15 protein-coding genes and 2 pseudogenes are annotated in these 21,039 nt (G+C 69.5%); 11 read left to right on the top strand and 6 right to left on the bottom strand.

Annotated features, from left to right (window positions below; translation table 11 throughout):
- Positions 1-179 precede the first annotated feature (179 nt).
- The 3 genes and pseudogenes from ACQE3C_RS10910 to ACQE3C_RS10900 all read right to left on the bottom strand — a co-directional run.
- Positions 180-1,393, bottom strand: a pseudogene (locus ACQE3C_RS10910) (IS256 family transposase).
- Positions 1,394-1,535: 142 nt separating this feature from the next.
- Entirely contained in the window at positions 1,536-1,943 is a 408-nt protein-coding gene (locus ACQE3C_RS10905; RefSeq protein ID WP_434539223.1) for a hypothetical protein, read from the bottom strand.
- A gap of 13 nt (positions 1,944-1,956) precedes the next feature.
- Positions 1,957-2,169, bottom strand: a pseudogene (locus ACQE3C_RS10900) (2'-5' RNA ligase family protein); the annotation flags it as partial.
- Between the two features lie 76 nt (positions 2,170-2,245).
- On the opposite strand from ACQE3C_RS10900, the gene lipB reads away from it, so the two are divergent.
- From lipB to ACQE3C_RS10865, 7 genes are all read left to right on the top strand, one after another.
- Complete coding sequence (lipB, locus tag ACQE3C_RS10895) at positions 2,246-2,971, top strand: lipoyl(octanoyl) transferase LipB (RefSeq protein ID WP_434539209.1); 726 nt, start codon at positions 2,246-2,248, stop codon at positions 2,969-2,971.
- 82 nt (positions 2,972-3,053) lie between these two features.
- Positions 3,054-4,022 carry a lipoyl synthase gene (gene lipA / locus ACQE3C_RS10890; RefSeq protein ID WP_434539208.1) on the top strand — a complete coding sequence of 323 codons (969 nt, stop codon included), beginning with the start codon at positions 3,054-3,056 and terminating at the stop codon, positions 4,020-4,022.
- A gap of 36 nt (positions 4,023-4,058) precedes the next feature.
- Positions 4,059-4,820 (top strand): DUF4191 domain-containing protein, encoded by a 762-nt coding sequence (locus ACQE3C_RS10885; RefSeq protein ID WP_434539207.1) that lies wholly within the window; start codon positions 4,059-4,061, stop codon positions 4,818-4,820.
- Between the two features lie 10 nt (positions 4,821-4,830).
- Positions 4,831-6,675: an ABC-F family ATP-binding cassette domain-containing protein gene (locus ACQE3C_RS10880; RefSeq protein ID WP_434539206.1), complete on the top strand. Its 1,845-nt coding sequence runs from the start codon at positions 4,831-4,833 to the stop codon at positions 6,673-6,675.
- A gap of 145 nt (positions 6,676-6,820) precedes the next feature.
- Positions 6,821-6,955: a hypothetical protein gene (locus ACQE3C_RS10875; RefSeq protein ID WP_434539205.1), complete on the top strand. Its 135-nt coding sequence runs from the start codon at positions 6,821-6,823 to the stop codon at positions 6,953-6,955.
- A gap of 105 nt (positions 6,956-7,060) precedes the next feature.
- Positions 7,061-7,228: a hypothetical protein gene (locus ACQE3C_RS10870; protein ID WP_434539204.1), complete on the top strand. Its 168-nt coding sequence runs from the start codon at positions 7,061-7,063 to the stop codon at positions 7,226-7,228.
- Positions 7,225-8,082: an aldo/keto reductase gene (locus tag ACQE3C_RS10865; RefSeq protein ID WP_434539203.1), complete on the top strand. Its 858-nt coding sequence runs from the start codon at positions 7,225-7,227 to the stop codon at positions 8,080-8,082. The genes ACQE3C_RS10870 and ACQE3C_RS10865 overlap by 4 nt, the downstream gene beginning before the upstream one ends.
- 16 nt (positions 8,083-8,098) lie before the next feature.
- Here ACQE3C_RS10865 and ACQE3C_RS10860 read toward each other — a convergent pair whose 3' ends face one another.
- Together ACQE3C_RS10860 and ACQE3C_RS10855 are read right to left on the bottom strand one after the other, a co-directional pair.
- Positions 8,099-9,274, bottom strand: a complete 1,176-nt coding sequence (locus ACQE3C_RS10860; protein WP_434539202.1) for a glycosyltransferase — start codon at positions 9,272-9,274, stop codon at positions 8,099-8,101.
- Entirely contained in the window at positions 9,271-9,696 is a 426-nt protein-coding gene (locus ACQE3C_RS10855) for an RDD family protein (RefSeq protein ID WP_434539201.1), read from the bottom strand. The genes ACQE3C_RS10860 and ACQE3C_RS10855 overlap by 4 nt, the downstream gene beginning before the upstream one ends.
- 107 nt (positions 9,697-9,803) lie before the next feature.
- Between ACQE3C_RS10855 and glnA the strand changes: the two genes are divergently transcribed.
- The 4 genes from glnA (at position 9,804) to ACQE3C_RS10835 (ending at position 18,116) form a co-directional block, all read left to right on the top strand.
- Positions 9,804-11,225 (top strand): type I glutamate--ammonia ligase, encoded by a 1,422-nt coding sequence (glnA, locus tag ACQE3C_RS10850; RefSeq protein WP_434539200.1) that lies wholly within the window; start codon positions 9,804-9,806, stop codon positions 11,223-11,225.
- A gap of 108 nt (positions 11,226-11,333) precedes the next feature.
- Positions 11,334-14,588, top strand: a complete 3,255-nt coding sequence (locus tag ACQE3C_RS10845; protein WP_434539199.1) for a GH92 family glycosyl hydrolase — start codon at positions 11,334-11,336, stop codon at positions 14,586-14,588.
- Positions 14,585-15,796, top strand: a complete 1,212-nt coding sequence (locus ACQE3C_RS10840) for a glycoside hydrolase 5 family protein (RefSeq protein ID WP_434539198.1) — start codon at positions 14,585-14,587, stop codon at positions 15,794-15,796. Before ACQE3C_RS10845 ends, ACQE3C_RS10840 begins: the two co-directional genes overlap by 4 nt.
- Positions 15,797-16,154: 358 nt before the next feature.
- Entirely contained in the window at positions 16,155-18,116 is a 1,962-nt protein-coding gene (locus tag ACQE3C_RS10835) for a leucine-rich repeat domain-containing protein (RefSeq protein ID WP_434539197.1), read from the top strand.
- Here ACQE3C_RS10835 and ACQE3C_RS10830 read toward each other — a convergent pair whose 3' ends face one another.
- Entirely contained in the window at positions 18,117-21,017 is a 2,901-nt protein-coding gene (locus ACQE3C_RS10830) for a bifunctional [glutamine synthetase] adenylyltransferase/[glutamine synthetase]-adenylyl-L-tyrosine phosphorylase (protein WP_434539196.1), read from the bottom strand.
- Positions 21,018-21,039 lie beyond the last annotated feature (22 nt).

Raw genomic sequence — 21,039 nt, 5'->3', positions numbered from 1 at the left:
ACCCGCGTTGGCTGCCGGCACCGGGACATCCCGTTGCGCAACATTGCACCACATCCGGAGCCTGTGCAACGGTCAGGAACGACAATTCTCACCAGGGCGTCGAGAGTCGCTCATCACCTGGGCTCGGCATTCATGGACTGAGCCCCGGCTCGTGGTGGGCTTTCGAGGGTTCTCGGTGCCTACACGTCGCCGTCGGTGATGGCGGCGCTGGGTCCATTATCGGTGTCGGGGTGGAGCAAGGCCATGGATCCTTCGGATAGGTAGCGGCGCTCGTCGGTGATCCATTCGTCGTTGGTGTCGGTCAGGATCATGCCGACCAGCCGGATGACGCTGGCCTCGTTGGGGAAGATGCCCACGACGCGGGCGCGGCGCTTGATCTCCTTGTTCAACCGCTCGAGGGGATTGGACCAGATCTTGCGCCAGTGCGCCCGCGGGAACGCGTTGAAGGCGAGGACTTCGGTCTTGGCGGCGTCCATGTGCGGGCCGATTTTGGGCCAACGGGTGCCGAGCTGGTCCCGCACGGCATCGCACGTCGCTGACATGGCTTGGGGGTCGGGTTGGGCGAAGATCGTGCGGAACAGGGCCGCGACCATGTCGGTGTGGGCCTTGGGTACCAGCGCGAGCAGGTTGCGAATGTAGTGGACCCGGCACCGTTGATGCCCAGCGCCTTGGAAGCACCGCCGGATCGCCGCGGTCAGGCCGGCGTGTTGGTCGCTGATTACCAACCGCACGCCGTTGAGGCCGCGGGCTTTCAGGCTGGTGAGGAACCCACGCCAGAACACCTCGTCCTCACTGTCGCCCACGTCCACCCCGAGGATTTCGCGGCGGCCACCGCGGTCGTCACCACGACGGCCTTGCTGGTGACCAGGTGATCGGTGCGGACGTGGAGGTAGGTGGCATCCAGGAACACGTACGGGTACTCGACAGCGTCGAGGCGGCGGGTCCGGAACCGGCCCACCTCCTCATCCAGGGCGCCGCAGATGCGGGACACCTCGCTCTTGCTGATCCCGGTGCCACCCAAGGCGACCACGAGCGCGTCGACGTTACGGGTGGAGACCCCGTTCACCCACGCCTCCATCACGACGGCGTACAACGCCTGGTCGATCCGACGCCGACGCTCGAGCACCGATGGGAAGAACGAGCCGGTGCGTAGCTTCGGGATCTGCACTTCGACGGTGCCGCCCTTGGTCATCACCTCCCTGGGGCGGGTGCCGTTGCGTTCGTTGGTGCGCTCGGGGGTGCGTTCGTAACGGTCGGCGCCGATCACAGCGATCGCTTCGGCGTCGATCAACTCCTGCAGCACGATCCGGACCGACTCGCGCACGAGGTCGACCCCCTCGCCGTTCTGGACAGACGTCAGTAACCCGGACAGGGCAGACTGGAACTGGGCCATCGGTAAGAACTCCTTCGATCGTGCTTGGCCGTACACACCGAAGATCTCGCCGATGGCCCACCCATCAACGCAGGGACACGCCCATCTCCCGAAACCCCACCACCCGGAGGGACTCACACCATTCAAAAATGGAGGCCGGCAGCTACGTGGAGAACATCGCCAACCGGACGGCGACCCGCCGGGTGGTCGTCACCATGACGCGCCTCTTGGGTGGAGCCACCCTGGTGGGTGGGGTCACGCTGGCCGTGGTCAGCGGCTTCCATCCGGCGGCGCTCATCATCGGCAGCGTCCTCGTGGTCGCCTCCCTCGTCCACCCCGGAAAGGCGTCCACCACGTGCACCCACCGGGTGGCATCAAAGGGACGACGGGCCCGCGCCAGGGTGAGGTGCCCGCGGAACCGGCTGCCATCCGGCCCGGCGCCCGCGTGCGAGGCTACCCCGCGGCAGACCCTGGCCAGGGCCTCCAGCTGCTCGCGCCCCTCGGTGACCGCCATCGCCAGCACCTTCACCCGCGACACGTCCGGGAAGCACAACGCGCCCTCGACGCGCACCCTCGAACCCGGCGTGGCGCCCGGCAATCTCGTCCAACCCCTCGGCGAGGGTCTCGACCACCGCTGGGGGCACCTCGGCCATGAAGGCGGTGGTCAGGTGCCAGCCCTCGGGCTGGGTCCAGCGCCAGTCCTGGTCCCCGGCCTCGCGTCGTGGCTCCAACCAGGTCGTCACCTGCTGCACGACCTCGGCCGGCGGCAGGATCGCAGTGAACAGTCGGGCTCCCATGCCCCGCACTCTACGCAGCCGCGGTCCACCACGGCCACGGCGGCACGGGCGACACGGCGGCGGTAGCCTTGCGGTGATGAATGACCAGCAGCACCCCGCCGGCCTCGAGTTCCAGTACCTCGGCTTCACCGAGGACCCGCCGCGGCTGTCGCCCTACCTGCCCACCTGGGACTACCAGCGTGAGGTGCTGGCGCGGGTCGCCTCCCACGAGATCTGCAACCAGGTGCTCTACGTCGAGCACGAACCGGTCTACACCGCCGGCCGCAAGACGCTGCCCGAGGAACGTCCCTTCGACGGCACCCCGGTGGTCGACGTCGACCGGGGCGGCAAGATCACCTGGCACGGCCCCGGCCAGTTGGTCGGCTACCCCATCGTGTGGCTGCCCGGCCGCATCGGCGTGGTCGACTACGTGCGCCGCCTCGAAGAGGCGATCATCCGCTACCTCACCTCGCTGGGGTTGACCTGTGGACGAGTGGCTGAGCGCACCGGCGTCTGGGTTGCCGGCGATGCCCTGCGCCCCGAACGCAAGCTGTGCGCGATCGGCATCCGGGTCAGCCGCCGCACCACGATCCACGGGTTCGCCCTGAACCTGATCAACTCCACCGGCGGGTTCGACAACATCATCCCCTGCGGCATCAGCGACGCCGGGGTGGCCTCGGTGGCCTCCGAACTGGGCCACGCCCCCACCCTCGAAGAGGCCGGGCGGGGCCTGGAACCGTACCTCACCGAGATGATGGCCTTCGAGCCCTACGAGTCGTCCCCCGACCTGGTCGAGCTGGTGCCGGGCGGCGTGCGCGCCTGAAATTCGCAAACCCTCGCAGGGCCCGTTCGGCGCCGCCGGAAGGCCAATTTGGAAACGTCGCTGACAAGGTAGACTGCCCGACGTGACTGTTGCACCCGAGGGACGCCGCCTGCTGCGGATCGAAGCGAAGAACTCGCAGACGCCGATTGAGCGCAAGCCGGAGTGGATCAAGACCACCGCCCGGATGGGACCGGCGTACCAGGAACTGCAGGGGCTGGTGAAGGACGAGGGCCTGCACACGGTCTGCCAGGAGGCCGGCTGCCCCAACATCTTCGAGTGCTGGGAAGACCGTGAGGCGACCTTCCTGATCGGCGGCGACTCGTGCACCCGGCGCTGCGACTTCTGCCAGATCGAGTCGCGCAAGCCCGAGGGCTACGACAAGGAAGAACCCTACCGCGTCGGTGAATCGGTCCGGACGATGGGCCTGCGCTACGCCACCGTCACCGGTGTCTGCCGGGACGACCTCGAGGACGAGGGTGCTTGGCTGTACTCCGAGACGATCCGCCAGATCCACCAGCAGAACCCCGGTGTCGGGGTCGAGATGCTGGCCCCCGACTTCTCGGGCCGCAAGGAACTGCTGCAGCAGCTGTTCGACGCGCGTCCTGAGGTGTTCGCCCACAACGTCGAGACCGTCCCGCGGATCTTCAAGCGGATCCGCCCCGGTTTCCGCTACGACCGCTCCCTCAACGTGCTGACCATGAGCCGTGAGGCCGGGCTGGTCACCAAGTCGAACCTGATCCTGGGCATGGGCGAGACCCGCGAAGAGGTCAGCCAGGCCCTGCAGGACCTCCACGACGCCGGCGCCGAGATCATCACGATCACCCAGTACCTGCGTCCGACCGCGATGCACCACCCCATTGATCGCTGGTTGACCCCCACCGAGTTCGATGAACTGGCCGAGGAGGCCCAGGAGATCGGCTACTCCGGTGTCATGTCCGGTCCGATGGTGCGTTCGTCGTACCGGGCCGGTCGCCTGTACCGTCAGGCCATGGCGGAACGCGGCACCCCGCTGCCCGAGGGGGTTTTCATCCCCGAAGGCATCTCCGCCTGACCCACCCACCACCCCAGCACCCCGACCGAGGAACAGATGGCGCGCAGCGAGAAGGCCAAGGAGCTCGAGGCCAAGCAGAAGGCCGCGGCGAAGGCCGAGAAGGAACGCAAGAAGAACTCTGACGACCCCAGGGACTGGGGTCAGCTGCGCCAGATCCGCGAAACCTACAAGATGGCCTCGGAGTTCGACCCGGCCATGAAGTGGTGGCTGCTGGGCGCCGGCCTGGTCGGAATCCTCGCCGGCGCTGTCGCCGGGATCTTCCTCGACCCCTGGTGGATGTGGCTGATCGTCGGCGTGATGCTGGGCATCACCTTGGCCATGATGGTCTTCCTGCGGCGGGTCAAGCGCGCCACCTACACCAAGTTCGACGGTCAGGCCGGCTCGGCCGAGGTCGCACTGGGCATGCTCGACAAGAAGAAGTGGATCTCGACCCCGGCGATCGCGGCGAACAAGTCCTTCGACGTGATCCACCGGACGCTGGGCCCCGGCGGTCTCATCCTGATCAGCGAGGGTGAACCGACCCGTGCGAAGGCGCTGCTGGCCACCGAGGTCAAGCGGCACGAGCAGGTGGCCTACGGCGTGAAGGTGATCACCATCTCGATGGGCAAGGGTGAGGGCCAGGTGCCGCTCGACAAGCTCGCCGACCACATCAAGAAGCTGCCGAAGACCATGGACGCGACCAAGATCGCCGAGGTCAAGCAGCGCCTGAAGGCCATCGACGCGATGCGCTCACGGATGCCCATCCCGAAGGGTCCGATCAACACCCGGGGCGCCCGCCAGGCCATGCGCGGCCGCTGAGCCGGGTCTCGTGGCACACCTGCTCGGGGCTGAGGCCCTGCACCTGGAGTTTCCCACCAAGGTCGTATTCGACTCGGTCACCCTTGGTGTCGAGGAGGGCGACCGGATCGGCATCGTCGGCCGCAACGGAGACGGCAAGTCGAGCCTGCTCGGCATGCTCGCCGGCCGGCTCACCCCTGATGCCGGACGAGTCACCACCCGCGGCGGCGTCACCGTCGGGGTGCTCGACCAGGGTGACACCCTCGACGACGACCAGACCATCGGCAATGCCGTGGTCGGTGACATGCCCGAGCACGAGTGGGCCGGCGACCCGAAGGTGCGCGACATCATCGCCGGGCTGCTGGGTGACCTCGACTGGGACGCCCGCGTCGGTGACCTGTCGGGTGGGCAGCGCCGCCGGGTCTCGCTGGCCCGGCTGCTGGTCGGCGACCATGACGTGCTGGCCCTCGACGAACCCACCAACCACCTCGACGTCGAGGCGATCACCTGGCTGGCGGGCCACCTGAAGCGCCGCTGGGCGCCGAACGCGGGTGGGCTGCTGGTGGTCACCCACGACCGGTGGTTCCTCGACGAGGTCTGCACCACCACGTGGGAGGTGCACGACCGCATCGTCGAACCCTTCGAGGGTGGCTATGCGGCCTACATCCTGCAGCGGGTCGAGCGTGACCGGCAGGCCGCCGCCATCGAACAGCGCCGCCAGAACCTGGCCCGCAAGGAACTCGCCTGGCTGCGCCGCGGGGCACCGGCACGCACGAGCAAGCCGAAGTTCCGCATCGAGGCCGCCAACGCGCTGATCGCCGACGTCCCCGAACTGCGCAACCCCACCGAACTGCAGTCGCTGGCGGTCTCGCGGCTCGGCAAGGACGTCGTCGACCTCGAGAACGCCTCGGTCAGCTACGGTGACCGCCCCGTGCTGCGCAACATCGAATGGAAACTGGCCCCCGGCGAACGCACCGGCATCCTGGGCGTGAACGGGGCCGGCAAGTCGACCCTGCTCGGCCTGGTCGCCGGCACCTTGGCACCCACCGGCGGACGCGTCAAGCGCGGCACCACCGTCAAGGTCGCCACCCTGACCCAACGCATGGACGCCCTCGACGAGCACCTCGACGAGCCCGTGCGGACCATCATCGGCCGACTGCGCACCACCTACACCTTCGGCACCGGTTCGAAGGCGACCGAGCTCACCCCCGGCCAGTTGCTGGAACGGCTGGGGTTCTCCTCGGCGCAGTTGTCGACCCCGGTGAAGGACCTCTCCGGCGGCCAGCAGCGGCGGCTGCAGTTGCTGATGATCCTGCTCGACCAGCCGAACGTGCTGATCCTCGACGAGCCCACCAACGACCTCGACACCGACATGCTCGCCGCGCTGGAAGACCTGCTCGACTCCTGGCCCGGCACGCTGGTGGTGGTCTCCCATGACCGTTACTTCCTCGAGCGGGTGACCGACCAGCAGTACGCCATCCTCGAGGGACGACTGCGCCACCTGCCCGGTGGGGTGGACGAGTACCTCCGGCTGCGGCACCAGCAGGACCTCGACCGGGCCGACGCGAGGGCCGACCAGGGCACCCAGCGCGCTCGTCCGGCCGGCGAACCCGGCGACGGCAACGGCGCCACCAGCGCCGATGGGGCGGGGCCGTCCAGCGCCGAGCGCCGCGCGCTGCAGAAGGAGATCGCTTCGATCGAACGGCGGCTCGACCGACTGCATGCCGAGGTGAACACCCTGCACCAGCGCATGGCTGACCACGACCAGAGCGACTATCCGGGCCTGCAGCAGCTGGCCGAGGACCTCCGCGCGGTCGAGGACGAGACCGCCGGGCTCGAGGAACGCTGGCTGGAGCTGTCCGAACTCATCGCCTGACCCGGCCGTCCCGCGAAGGGGGGAGGGATCCTTCCCCGGATGACTTCTTCCACTTTTTCGGTTCCCGGCACCGCGCCATCATGGGACACAGGGACTCGCGCCGGCATGGCTGCGGCCCACCACCTGTGGAACTGGAGGCTCCTGGATGAGTGAGATGGACATCGACAAGATCTTCGGGCGCGGGCAGACCAATGACGCCTACGCCGAGAACTTCATCGGGCAGAGCTACCTGAACATGCTGACCACCGAAGGGGTGGTCATCGCGAACGTGACCTTTTGACCCGGCTGCCGGAACAACTGGCACATCCACCACGCCAGTTCCACCGCCGGGAGCGGCTGGCACCAGATCGAGGGCGAGAAACCGACCAGAAGGGAACCGGGGACCGTGATCCAGGTCCCCGCCGGGGTGAAGCACTGGCACGGCGCGAAGGCCGACTCCTGGTTCACCCACATCGCTGTCGAGGTGCTCGGCACCGACACGCACAACGAGTGGGTCGAACCGGTCACCGACGAGCACTACAACAACCTGAACGAGAACCGGAGCAACGCATGACGATCCTGAACGAGACCTACACCCTGTCCAACGGAGTGACCATCCCCAAGCTGGGGCTGGGCACCTGGTTCATCGACGACGCCGTCGCCGCGCAGGCCGTCCGCGATGCCATCGCCATCGGCTACCGCAACATCGACACCGCCCAGGCCTACGCCAACGAGCGCGGCGTCGGCGAAGGCGTCCGGACCAGTGGTGTGGCCCGTGAGGAACTGTTCGTCTCGACCAAGCTGGCTGCCGAGATCAAGGACTACGACCAGGCCGTGGCCGCCATCGACGGCTCCCTGGAGACCATGGGCCTGGACTACATCGACCTGATGCTGATCCACGCCCCGCAGCCCTGGGACGACTTCCGTGGCGGCGACTACTCCGAGGGCAACCGGGCTGCCTGGAAGGCCCACGAGGAGGCCCATGCCGCCGGCAAGCTGCGCTCCATCGGCGTGTCCAACTTCCTGCAGGCCGACCTGGAGAACATCGACACCGAGGCCACCGTCACCCCGCACGTCAACCAGGTGCTGGTGCACGCCGGCAACACCCCCAGCGAGCTGATCGAGTACTGCCAGGGCCGCGGCATCCTCATCGAGGCCTACTCCCCCATCGCCCACGGTGAGATCCTCAAGCACCCGCAGGTGCAGGAGATCGCCGCCCGCTATGGCGTCTCGGTGCCGCAGCTGTGCATCCGCTACACCCTCGAGCTGGGGACGGTCTCGCTGCCCAAGACCGCCAACCCCAACCACATGCGCGACAACTCCCTGGTCGACTTCCACATCTCCGAGGCCGACCTCGAGGCGCTGCGCACCCTGGACGCGAAGGACTACGGCGAGCACACCGCCTTCCCCGTCTACAGCGGCAAGTAGTCCGGCCGACGACCGGCTACGGCTCGAGCGTGGCGTAGACCTGCCGCAACTGGGCCACCACCGCCGGGGCCGAGAACCTGGCCCCGGCGCGTGCCGAGGTCGCCGCCGCGTCCCAGCGGCCGGCGGTGATCCCGGCACACAACTGCGCCATCCCGGCGGCGAGGGCCTCGTCGGTGTCCTCGACGATGACCCCGTCGTCGTCAGTGACGAAGTCCTCGGGCCCGCCGCAGCGGGTGGCCAGCACCGGCAGCCCGGCAGCCATCGCCTCAGCCCAGACCACCCCGAAGGTTTCAGCGTGGCTGGCCAGGGCGAACCCGGTGGCCCCTCCGTACTCGGCGGCCATCTCGTCGCGCGCCAGCCGGCCGGCGAACCGCACCCGGTCGGCCACCCCCAGCGACTGGGCCCGGGCCTCCAACCGTTCCCGTTCCGGGCCCTGTCCGATGATGGTGAGCCGGGCGTCCGGCGGGGCCGCTGCCGCGAAGGCCCGCAGCAGCCCGTCGAAGTTCTTGCGGACGATCAGGTTGCCGGTCGCCACCAGTCGCACCCCCGGCTCACGCGGGGTGCCGGCCATGGGCGCGAAGGTGTCCACATCGATGATGTCGGGCACCACTTCGGCCGCCACCCCGAACTCGCGGCCGATGGTCTCGGCGAGCGGTCGGCTGACGGCCACCACCGCATCACAGCGTGGGTAGACCGCCTGCCCCAGGGCCCGCACGGCCGGGTCGATCCGGTCCTGCAGTTGTGACCAGTGTTCGGTCACCACCAGTCGCGGGCGCGCCCGGCCACCGTCGGCAGCGTCCACCCCCGCAGCCCCGCGCAACAGCCGGGCCCCGGCCAGCGGCGCGGTCCATGGCAGGAAGTGCCCGTGCAGCAGCCGGGGTCGTCCGTGGCGGCGCACCACCGCGGCGAGCAGCACGTCCCACAGGCGGGTCATCAGCACCCGGTTGAGCGCGCGCGGCAACCGCCCCAGCGGCACACTCAGTTCCACCACCCGAACCCCGTCGACCACGTGGTGGCGCAGCCCCCAGGGTCGGCGGCGGCGCACCGACCGCACGTCGAGCGCGGCGTAGACGACGCTCAGCCCGTCGTCCGCCAGGGCCCTGGCCTGGTCGAGTTCGAAGATGCCCAGCAGCGGGGAGCCCGGCCCGGGCACCCCCCGGCCGCAGACCACGACATCAGGAGGCTCGGTCACCGGCGGTTCACGATCACGGTGCCCAGCATCAGGTCGGCCAGGTTGCGCCGCTCGGCGCCGACCACGATCACCGGGATCACCAGGCACTTCAGGAAGGTCCGCAGCACCGCCTGCCACCAGCGCACCGGGGTGCCGTCGAGGCGGGCCACCCCGATCCTGGCCAGCAGCTGACCGAACGAGGCACCCATCAGCATGGTCAGCACCGACGCCTCGACGAAGAACACCAGCAGCGGGGTCTGCGCCCGCCAGGTCGAGTCACGCAGCACACCCATCCCGAACGCGCCGACCGCGAAGGCCATCGAGGCGGCCCAGTCGACGATCAGCGCCGCCACCCGGTTGCGCCACGGCGCCAGCGATCCGGGCCCGGTTTCGGGCAGGCCAAGGCTCGCGCCCGGGTAGGTTTCCACGTCAACGGCAGCCATGCAGAACAGGTTATCGGGCTGTGTTACACGACCGAAACATCGCCGACACTGCCGGGCAACCCGCTGCCACTAGGTTCAAGGAAACGTTCTACCGATGGAGATGACATATGTTCCAGGGAGCTGAAGACCTGCTCGCCTACATCCGCGAAGAGGGTGTCGAGATGGTCGACATCCGGTTCTGCGACCTGCCCGGCGTGATGCAGCACTTCACGGTGCCGGTTGGCTCGTTCGACGAAGCGGTCTTCGAGGACGGGCTGGCGTTCGATGGTTCGTCCATCACCGGCTTCCAGAAGATCCACGAGTCCGACATGGCGCTGCTGCCCGACCCGACCACCGCCTACCTCGACCCGTTCCGGGACGCGAAGACCCTGGTGGTCAACTTCTTCGTGCACGACCCGCTGACCAAGGAGCCCTACAGCCGTGACCCGCGCAACATCGCGCGCAAGGCGCAGGAGTACCTGAAGAGCACCGGCGTCGCCGACACCGCCTTCTTCGCCCCCGAGGCCGAGTTCTACGTCTTCGACGACGTGCGCTACGAGACCAAGTCGAACGGGTCGAGCTACTCGATCGACTCCGAGGCCGGCGCCTGGAACACCGCCCGCGTCGAGGCCGGCGGCAACCGTGGCTACAAGGTGAAGACCAAGGGTGGCTACTTCCCCGTCTCCCCCACCGACCACTTCGCTGACTTCCGCGACGTCGTCGTGAAGACCCTCGAGGCCAGTGGCCTGGTCATCGAGCGCGCCCACCACGAGGTCGGCACCGCCGGCCAGGCTGAGATCAACTGGCGCTTCGACACCCTGCTGCGCAGCGCCGACAACGTGATGAAGTTCAAGTACATCGTCAAGAACGTCGCCTGGGAGGCGGGCAAGACCGCCACCTTCATGCCCAAGCCGATCTTCGGTGACAACGGTTCGGGCATGCACGTGCACAGCTCGCTGTGGGAGGACGGCAACCCGCTGTTCTACGACGAGAACGGGTACGCCGGGCTGTCGGACATCGCCCGCTGGTACATCGGCGGCATCCTGAAGCACGCCCCGGCCCTGCTGGCCTTCACCAACCCCAGCGCCAACAGCTACCACCGCCTGGTGCCCGGCTTCGAGGCCCCGGTCAACCTGGTCTACAGCCAGCGCAACCGTTCGGCCTGCATGCGCATCCCGATCACCGGGTCGAACCCGAAGGCCAAGCGCGTCGAGTTCCGCTGCCCCGACCCGTCGTCGAACCCCTACCTGGCGTTCTCGGCGATGCTGCTGGCCGGCCTGGACGGCATCCAGAACCGCATCGAGCCGCCGGCCCCGATCGACAAGGACCTCTACGAGCTGCCCCCGGAGGAGCACGCCGAGGTTGACACCGTCCCCGCATCGCTGGACGCCGTGCTCGACGCCCTCGAGGCCGACCACGAGTTCCTGCTCGCCGGTGGCGTGTTCACCCCCGACCTGATCGAGACCTGGATCGACCTCAAGCGCGACGAGATCAGCCAGCTGCGCCAGCGTCCGCACCCCTACGAGTTCGACCTGTACTTCAGCATCTGATCCCGACCAGATCCCGCCGTCACCCCGGCACCCAGCGGCCACCTGCCACTCCAGCAGGTGGCCGCTGCGTCTCCCACCCCCCGACCCCGGACCCATAGACTGCACGCCATGGCCCCAGCCTCCTCGCCGGAACCGCTCGTCCTGACCCCGCACCCCGGGCCCGACAAGCCGACCAGTTCCACGCCCGGGGTGGGGCTGTTCCCGGGCGCGCCGGTGCAGCGTTACGAGTTCACCGGCGCCGGACGAGCGGCGCTGGCCACCGGTCTGGAACCGGGCCCGGGCACCGTTTTCCGGGTGGCCGTGCACCCCGAACTGCTGTTCGACGACGCCCGCCCCGACGCGCTGCCGAACTACTCCAGCACCTTCATCGGCGTGGTCGCCGCGACCGCCGCCGGTGACCAGCCGCTGCTCGACCAGCACCACTGGGGGGTCCACCCCGGCGAACCGGGTGCCCTGGTCACCGACCAGTGGAACCTGCTCGACCTCGACCTGGCTGACCTCGACCCGCACGAACCCGTCGACCTGGTCCTGGTCAGCCCCGGGGGCTGTCGCGGGTCGGGCTGGCTGCAGGTCATAGGGCCGGTCCCGGCACCCGCCGACGACGCCGACCCCGTCGACCTGGTCCGCACCACCCGTGGCAGCCACCAGCACTCGGGGTCGTCGCTGAGCCGCGGCAACACCTTCCCGCTGACGAGCCTGCCGCACGGTTTCCACTTCCTCACCCCGGTCACCGACGCCCGCTCGCACCGCTGGTTCTACAGCTGGCACGGTCGTCCCAACGACCCCGACCCCCGACCGACGCTGCAGGCGATGGCGGTCAGCCACTGCCCCAGCCCGTGGATGGGTGACCGGCTCGGCTTCCAGGTGATGAGCTGGACCGGTCGTCCCGATGTTGATCCGCTGGCCCGGGAGCGGCACTTCGACCACGCCGACGAACTCGACCGGCCGCACCACTACCGCGTCCGCCTGGACGACGGGGTGGTCGCCGAGATGGCGCCCACCAGCCACGCGGCGATCTTCCGGTTCGACTTCATCGACACCGCCGCCACCCAAGCCGGTGTGGTGCTCGACATGCCCGGTTCGGGAGAGCTGACGATCAGCCTGCTCGCCGACGGACGCGCCAGTTTCACCGCCATGATCAACCCGCCGGCCGACTGGCAGGTCGACGGCCTGGCGCCGCTGGCCGGCTACGTCTACGGCGAGACCCGCCAGCCCGTCGAGGTGCTCGACGTCACCAGCCGTGAGGGCATCCCCGAACTGCCGACCAACCTGGGCCGAACCATCACCCGCCGCTGGCCCAAGTGGCTGCGGGTCAAGGTGAACCGCAGCCAGTCCGGGGCGCTGCGGCTGCGTGAGGGCAGCGTGCTCGAGGTCGTGCTCGCCACCAGCCAGATCAGCACCCAGCAGGCCCGCGACACCCTCGCCGCCCAGATCGGCCAGGCGGGCTTCGAACAGGTGGTCGAGTCGGCCCGCAGCACCTGGTCAGACCTGTTGGACCGCCTCGAGATCACCGGCGGCACTCACGACCAGCGGGTCACCGCCTGGTCGAACCTGGCCCGGCTGTACTCGTGGCCCAATGAACACCATGAACCCGGCGACACCTACGCCTCCCCTTTCCAGCCGCCGGTCGGCAGCCACCAGCGCCACCACACCGGGGCGACGGTGCGCACCGGCCGCCTGCACGTGAACAACGGCTACTGGGACACCTTCCGCACCTGCTGGCCCGCCTACCACCTGCTGACCCCGCGCCGGGCCGGTGACCTGCTCGATGGCATCGTCCAGCAGTACCTCGACGGGGGATGGATGGCCCGCTGGTCGGCGCCCGGCTACTGCGACATCATGGTCGGCACCAGCTCTGATGCCGTCTTCGCCGACGCCGGCGCCCACGGGCTGCAGTTCAACGAACTCGCCGGCTACGACTCGGCGCTGCGCAACGCGAGCGTGCCGAGCGACCGCGACGAAGTGGGCCGCAAGGGCCTGCAGCGGGGCCGGTTCCGCGGCTTCATCGACACCGACACCCACGAGGGGTTGAGCTGGTCGCTGGACAACGCGAACTCCGACGCGGCCCTGGCCCGCTGGTCGGCGCGGCTCGCCGAACGGGCCGATACCGGGACCATGGACGAGGCTGTGGACCAGAACGCGCGGTGCGACGAGTTCCGCGCGAACGCGATCTGGTTCGCCCACCGGGCGATGGCCTACCAGCACCTGTTCGACCCGGCCACCGGCTTCTTCCGGGCCCGGATGCGCAACGGTGAGTTCCGCGACGAGGACTTCGACCCGACCCTGTGGGGCCGCGACTACACCGAAACCACGGCCTGGGGCATGGCCTTCCACGCCCCCTTCGACGGTGCCGGCCTGGCCCGGCTGTATGGCGGTGAGGACGGCTTGGCGGCCAAGCTGCACCAGGCCGAGCACACCCCCGAGACGGGGTCGTTGAGGGTCGGACGACACTACGGTGCGGTGATCCACGAGATGCTCGAGGCCCGCGCCCTGCGGCTGGGGCAGTTCGCCATGAGCAACCAGCCGGCCCACCACATTCCGTTCATGTGGACCCACACCGGCCAGCACCACCGCACCCAGTGGCTGGTCCGCGAAATCCTGGAGCGCGGGTTCACCGGCTCGCAGATCGGGCAGGGCTACCCCGGCGACGAGGACAACGGGGAGATGTCGGCCTGGTGGCTGCTGGCCGCCGCCGGCCTGTACCCGCTGGCGGTCGGCAGCGGCGAACTGGTGCTGACCGCTCCCCTGTTCGAACGGCTGGCCTTCCGCCGCGACGACGGCACGCTGCTGGAAGTGCGGGCCGGCAACGTGGAACACCGCTTCATCCAGTCGCTGACCGTCAACGGGGAACCCTGGGACCGGGTCAGCATCCCGGTGGAGAAGCTGCATAGCAACGTGACCCTGCAGTTCGAACTGGGCCCCGAACCCTCCGGCTGGGCCACCGGCTCGAGGCCGGGCTCGATCAGCGACCTGGTGCCCGAGGGTGCGCTGCACACCGACCTGACCACGAGCGCCACGGTGGTGGTGCACGGCCGCGACGGGGACCGCGGGACCGGGCTGTGCGACGACCTGGGTGAGGTGGAGACCCTGCGCGGCGGCGAGACGCTGGAACTCACTTGGGAGGAGCCGGTCACCGCCTCCATCTGGACACTGACCTGCCAGGAGGTGGCCGCCGCACCGCTGCGGGTGGAGGTCTGCCGCTTCGGCCACTGGCAGCCGGTGGCGCCCCCCCGGCCGGCCCTGTGGCACAACCAGACCCAGGCCTACCTGCTGTTCCCCGACGCCGGGCCCGACCCGATCACCGGTCTGCGGCTGCACGCCGAGGCCGATGTCGACCTGCGCCAGGTCGAGGTGTACCGATGAAGTACGGGGTCAACTACACACCGCGGCGCGGCTGGTTCCACAGCTGGCTCGACCTCGACCTGGGTGAGGTGCGCGAAGACTTCGACCAGATCGCCTCGCTGGGCCTCGACCACGCCCGCATCTTCCCGCTGTGGCCGCTGCTGCAGCCCAACCGGACCCTGGTTCGTCCGCGGGGGGTCGACGACGTGGTCAAGGTCGCCGAGGTGGCCGGCGAGGCCGGGCTGCGGGTCAGCGTCGACGCGCTCAACGGGCACCTGTCGAGTTACGACTTCGTCCCGAGTTGGTTGACCAGTTGGCATGCCGCCGACCTGTTCACCGACCCGCGAGCCGTCAGCGGGCAGCGGCTGCTGGTGCGGGAGCTCGCCACCGCGTTGCGGGGCGTGCCGAGCGTGACCGGGATGACGCTGGGCAACGAGTTCACCCAGTTCGCCCGGCCCGACCACCCGCAGGTCTCGGCGGCCCGGGTCGCCGACGCGGACCGCTGGTTGAAGGCGCTGTTCACCGACCTGGCCGAGGTCTGGCCCGAGGGCAAGCACCACCACAGCCACGACGACTCGATCTGGTTCACCGACACGCTGCCCTTCACCCCCCGGCACGCGGTGACCCGGGGGGCGGCGACCATCGTCCACTCGTGGGTGTTCATGCAGCTGGGCCCGCTGTTCGGCGCCGACAGCCCCGAACTGGCGCTGTTCGCCCGCTACCTGTGCGAGGTGGCCGCGGCCTGGTCGCCGGACGCCGAACGGCGGGTGTGGCTGCAGGAGGTCGGCGCCCCCCGCCCCTGGGTCAGCGACGCCCACGCGCCGGATTTCCTGCGGTCCACGATCGCCTCGGCGGCGGCGATGCCCGAGCTGCATGCGATCACCTGGTGGTGCAGCCACGACGTCTCGCGTGACCTGGCCGACTTCCCCGAGCTGGAATACAGCCTGGGGCTGTTCACCAGCGACGGGCGCCCCAAGCCCGAGGCCGAGGCCCTGGCCGATGTGATCGCCCACCCGCCAGCGGCCCACCTGGACGAGCGGCCCGCGCTGGTCTTTGACGCCGACTGGACGAACGGGACCGGGCGTTCGGCCACGGCACCGGGCCAGGAACTGTTGGGACTGTGGCTGGACCATGCCCGCGACGGTGTCGTCCCGGCCCTGGTGCGGGCCGCCGACATCGTGGACGACGACCTACTCGTCCGACGTGGGATCACCGAACTGCTCGACTAGCACCCGCGGATGCGCAGGTTCCTCCCCGGACCCTTCACTGGTGGCGCAGATTCCGTGCAGAAACCTGCGCATCGGCGGGATAGGACCCGGGATGGACGACGGCCGGACGGCCCAGCACCCGCCGGCCTGCCCGCCCATTTCCCGGGGTCGGCCCTAGTCAACCCGGAATGGGGTCGCTAGCCTGACCGTGTCGTGGAGAGAACTCGGTGAGATCCCGAGGCTGACCCGCAACCGTGACTCCCCCCGGGGAGGAGCCGGACCGAACCGCGACGTTCCACACCTCTGTCGCGGACTGCAGAGGACGACCCCGAATCGGTGTCTTCGCCCCGCGACGATTACCGACGAAGGGTTCATCTCCATGCGTAGAACACGCGCCGGCATCGCGGTCGTGCTGGCCATGCTCGTCCTGTCCCTGACCAGCCTCATCAACCCGGGCACCGCCTCGGCCGAGGACGATGACGCCGCCGCCTGCCTCGCGGCCGGCAACGTCTGGGTCGTGGTGCAGGACTACTCCGGGACCACCGGTGGCTGTGCCACCGAGTTCGGCGATGGTCTCGAGGCACTACGTTCGGCCGGCTTCACCGTCACCGAGATGTTCCCGGGGTTCATCTGCCAGCTCAACGGCGCCCCGGCGGTCTGCAACTACGAGCCCGACTTCTGGTCGTACTGGACGTTGGCCCAGGACGATGACGGTGAGTGGGGCGACTGGGTCTTCTCCAACGATCCTGCCGACGGCTCCATGCCCGAGGGTGGGACCGTCGAGGGTTGGCGGCTGGTGCCGCTGACCGGCGACTGGGACGCCCCCGACTACACGCCGCCGGCAGTGACGGTGCCCACGCCCACCGCGCCGCCCGGCACCCCGGTCACCATCCCGGACGCCGGCCTCAAGTCCTGCCTGGCCGCGCAGCTGCGCCAGCAGCCCACCGCCCCGATCACGGACGAACAGCTGGCCACGATCACCGAGCTGACCTGCTTCTTCGGCGGCATCCTGGACCTGACCGGGGCGCAGTACCTGACCTCGGTCACCAGCCTCGACCTGACCTTCAACGACATCGTCGACCTCACCCCGCTGGCCGGGTTGACCCAGCTCACCACCCTGGTGCTCGACAGCAACGACATCGTCGACCTCACCCCGCTGGCTGGGCTCACCGGGCTGCGGACCCTCGACCTGGACTACAACCGGATCAGCAACCTGTCACCGCTGTCGACGCTGACCGGCCTGACCACGCTGACCCTCACCAGCCAGCAGAAGGTCGACGGGGTCTCGCCGCTGTCCTCGTTGGCGCCGGTCTCGTCGCTGGTCAACCTCACCGAGCTGGGTGTCTCCGGCAATGCCATCACCGACCTCGGCCCGGTCGCCTCGTTGACCGGGTTGCAGAAGCTGGTGGCCTACTCCAACCAGCTCAGTGACCTGACCGTGATCAGCGGGTTGCCGGCGCTGGTGGAGCTCAACGTGCACACCAACCGGCTCACCACCTTGGCCCCGCTGGCCGGGCTGACGAAGCTGACCAACCTCAATGCCCGCAACAACCAGCTGACCACCCTGGCCGGGCTGCCGACCTCGCTGGTGAACATCGATCTGGGCAACAACCCGACGCTCACTGACCACAGCCGGCTCGCCGCGCTGACGAACCTGACCGACCTGGGGCTGGAGAACACCGCGCTGTCCGACGTGGCGTTCATCAACCAGCTGCCCCGGCTGAACTATCTGATCGCCCACAACAACCAGATCCGCGACCTGTCCGCGATGGCTGGACGGACCTGGCGTGGGTGGGGCGTGCTGCGGCAGGCAGCCACCCTGGACGCCACGGCGGAGACCGTGGTCGACCTGGGCCTGCGTGACCAGACCGGGGCGGTGATCAACCCCGACGTGCTGCGCCTGCCCGACGGGGTGATCGGGCTGGGCAACGGGACGGTGATGTTCACCGAGCCCGGTACCTACGCCATCGCCTACGCGGAGTCCAGTTCGGGGGGCACGGCCAAGTTCGCGGGCACCCTGACAGTGACCGTGGTCGAGGCCCAGGTGCCCTCGACCCCGCCCAGCAGCGAGCCCCCGACCAGTGAGCCCCCGACCAGTGAGCCCCCGACGAGCGAAGCGCCCACCAGCCAACCCCCGTCGAGTGAACAGCCGAGTCAGCAGCCGAGTACCCCGGCGCCCACCTCGGAGCCGAGCTCACCGCAGGGGCCGACCACCCCGCCGACGAGTCGTCCGCTGCCAGAGACCGGTGGCCAGGCGGCCGGCCTGGTCGGCCTGGTCGGCCTGTTCGTGGTGGCCGGCCTCGCCGTGGCCCGGCGTGTCAGTGGGGCCATTCGGCAGTGATCAGCCGCGTCCCCAGAACAGTTCCTCGACCACGGCGCTGGCTCGACGGGAGGCCTTGAGCCAGTCGTCGACCAGTTGGGAACTGGTGCCCGGCGGCCGCGCGAGCAGGTGACAAACGTTGCCCCGCTCGCGCGAGTCCGCCGGGATCACGTCGGACGCCTTGGCCCGGCTCAGCATGTTCGCGTTGCGGATCTCGGAGGCCAGCAGCCAGGCCTCGCGCAGCGCCAGGGCCTGGCTGGCGGTGACCAGTTCCGCCTCCCGGGCGGCGTCCAGCGCCGCCAGGGTCTCGGTGGTCCGCAGGCCGGGCACCCGGGCGGCATGGTGCAGCTGGATCAGCTGGATCGACCATTCGATGTCGCTGAGCCCACCGGGGCCGAGTTTGAGGTGGCGCTTCGGGTCCACCCCGCGCGGCATCCGTTCGGCCTCCATCCGGGCTTTGAGCTTGCGGATGTCAGCGAACTGCTTGCGGCTCAACCCGTCTTCGGGGTAGCGGATCGGGTCGATGCTTTCCAGCAGCGCGTTCACCAGTGATTCCGGCCCGGCGCCGTACCCGGCCCGGACCAGCGCCTGCGCCTCCCAGGTGTCGGACCAGCGTTCGTAGTAGGCGCGATACGAGCTGAGGGTGCGCACCATCGGCCCGCCCTTGCCCTCGGGTCGCAGGTCGACATCGATCTCGAGGGCCGGGTCGGGCCCGGGGGCGGCCAGCAGTTTGCGTGCCCGCGCCACCACCTGCCCGGCCTTCGACAGTGCGTCAGGGTCATCGGTGTCACCGATGACGAACATCGCGTCGCAGTCGGACGAGTAGGCCATCTCGCGCCCACCCCAGCGTCCCATCGCCACCACGCCGACCTCGGGGGCGCCCTCGACCTCGCGGCGGGCCACCTGGAGGGCTGCCTCCACGGTGGCCGAGGCGATGTCGGTCAGGCCGTAGCCGACCTCGGCCAGGTCGGCGACATCGGTCAGGTCGGCGACCGCCACCCGGAACAGTTCGCGGCGCCGGATGCCCCGCACCGCGTTGATCGCCTCCTGCTCAGTGTCGTGGCGGGCGATCACCGAACCCATCGACCCACGGATCCGGTCGATGCCGGGGCGCTGCATGTCGGCGCTGCTGGCCAGGATCTGCACCGACTCGGGGTTGCGTTTGACCAGGTCGACGGCGTACTGGGACGAGGCCAGGATGTGCGCCAGGATCGAGGCCATCTGGCCTTCGTCGCGTAAGGCCCGCAGGTACCACGGCGAGTCCTTCAATGCCTCGGAGACCCGGCGGAAGGCCAGCAGGCCGGCATCGGGTTTCGGGGCCTGGGCGAACCAGCCCAGCATCGCCGGCATCAGCTGGCGCTGGATGTTGGCGGCCCGGTTCACCCCGGAGGTGAGCGCCTGGATGTGCCGCATCGCCGCATCGGGGTCGGCGAACCCGAGCGCCGACATCCGGGTCCGCGCAGCCTCGGGGGTGAGCCGCACGGCGTCGGCGTCGATCGAGGCGACCGTCTCGAGCAGGGGTGAGTAGAACACCCGCTGGTGCAGGCGCAGCACCTTGCGGGTGCTGGCCTTGAACTGGGTGACGACCTCGTCCCCGCTCGGCAGGCCCACGCCGCGGGCGAGGGTGCGCAGTTCGTCGGGGTCGCTGGGCAGCAGGTGCGTGCGGCGCAGCTTGAACAGTTGGATGCGGTGTTCCAGCAGCCGCTGGAACCGGTAGGCCGAGCCCATCTCGGCGGCGTCGGCCCGGCCGATGTAGGTGGCATCGCTGAGTGCGCGCAGCGTGTCCAGGGTGCCGCGCAGCCGCAACCTGTCGTCGGCCTTGCCGTGCACCAACTGCAGCAGTTGCACGGTGAACTCGGTGTCGCGCAGGCCACCGCTGCCGAGTTTGATCTCCCGGTCGGTCTCCTTGGCGGGGATCAGGCTGACCACCCGCTTGCGCATCGCCTGGGTCTGGGCCATGAAGCCCTCCCGCTCGGCGACCCGCCACACCATCGGGGCGACCATGTCGCAGAACTCCTGGCCGAGTTCCAGGTCCCCGGCCATCGGACGAGCCTTCAGCATGGCCTGGAACTCCCAGGTCGAGGCCCACTTCTCGTAGTAGGACTTCATCCCGGCCATGGTCCGGACGAGCTGGCCGGCGTTGCCCTCGGGGCGCAGCGCCGCATCCACCTCCCAGATGGAACCCTCGCGGGTGAACGTCGAACACAGCCGCATCGCGGCCGAGGCCAGTTTGGTGGCGATCGAGATGGCCTGCTCGGGGGTGGTCTGCTCGTCGGCGGGCTCGGCGACGAAGACCACGTCGATGTCGGAGATGTAGTTCAGTTCCTGTGCGCCGCACTTGCCCATCGCCAGGATCGCCAGCCGGGTGTGCTCGTGGTCGGGCACCTGGCTGCGGGCGATCTGCAGCGCCCCGTTCATGATCGCGTCGGCCAGGTCGGCCAGTTCGCGGGCGATCGAGCCGACCACGTCATGCGGGTGGTCGTGGGACAGGTCCCGGGCGGCGATCCGCACCAGGGCCCGCTTGTTGGCCAGCCGCAGCAGGTCGGCCGGGTCGCCCTGCCCCTGGACCATCTCGGCGACCTCGTCGACCAGGTCCTGGCGTGAGCGGGCCCGGGGTGTGGGCAGCAGCTCGGCCAGGTCCTCGGGGTGGCGGACGAGGTGCTGGCCCAGCGGCTGGCTGCCACCGGCGACGGCGACCAGTCGGGCGGCAGCACCGGGGGTGGCCCTGAGCTCGGCGAGCCGGGTGGGTGCGGCGGCCTGCAGCGCGACGATGGTGGCCAGGGCGAGGTCGGGGTCGGCGGCTGCGTCGACCAGGTCGAGCCAGTCCTGTGCGCCCTCCAACTGCTCCAGGTGGTCCTGGGCCTTGTCGGGCTGCAGGAACCCGCGCCGCACCAGCTCTCCTCGTCCGCTCGGTTCAGCCATGGAACCCACTCTAGGACGCGTC

The organism is Aestuariimicrobium sp. Y1814 (assembly GCF_050113895.1).
In the GTDB taxonomy this organism is placed as follows: Bacteria; Actinomycetota; Actinomycetes; order Propionibacteriales; family Propionibacteriaceae; genus Aestuariimicrobium.
Note: the sequence above shows the minus strand (reverse complement) of the source record. Positions and strands in the feature narration are given on the sequence as shown.

What these genes read in the sequence shown, in the direction of transcription:
- glnA (WP_434539200.1), top strand. Translation starts at nt 9,804, where the DNA reads ATGTTCCAGGGAGCTGAAGACCTGCTCGCCTACATCCGCGAAGAGGGT.
- ACQE3C_RS10845 (WP_434539199.1), top strand. Translation starts at nt 11,334, where the DNA reads ATGGCCCCAGCCTCCTCGCCGGAACCGCTCGTCCTGACCCCGCACCCC.
- ACQE3C_RS10875 (WP_434539205.1), top strand. Translation starts at nt 6,821, where the DNA reads ATGAGTGAGATGGACATCGACAAGATCTTCGGGCGCGGGCAGACCAAT.
- ACQE3C_RS10830 (WP_434539196.1), bottom strand. Translation starts at nt 21,017, where the DNA reads ATGGCTGAACCGAGCGGACGAGGAGAGCTGGTGCGGCGCGGGTTCCTG.
- lipB (WP_434539209.1), top strand. Translation starts at nt 2,246, where the DNA reads ATGAATGACCAGCAGCACCCCGCCGGCCTCGAGTTCCAGTACCTCGGC.
- ACQE3C_RS10835 (WP_434539197.1), top strand. Translation starts at nt 16,155, where the DNA reads ATGCGTAGAACACGCGCCGGCATCGCGGTCGTGCTGGCCATGCTCGTC.
- ACQE3C_RS10840 (WP_434539198.1), top strand. Translation starts at nt 14,585, where the DNA reads ATGAAGTACGGGGTCAACTACACACCGCGGCGCGGCTGGTTCCACAGC.
- ACQE3C_RS10865 (WP_434539203.1), top strand. Translation starts at nt 7,225, where the DNA reads ATGACGATCCTGAACGAGACCTACACCCTGTCCAACGGAGTGACCATC.
- ACQE3C_RS10885 (WP_434539207.1), top strand. Translation starts at nt 4,059, where the DNA reads ATGGCGCGCAGCGAGAAGGCCAAGGAGCTCGAGGCCAAGCAGAAGGCC.
- ACQE3C_RS10855 (WP_434539201.1), bottom strand. Translation starts at nt 9,696, where the DNA reads ATGGCTGCCGTTGACGTGGAAACCTACCCGGGCGCGAGCCTTGGCCTG.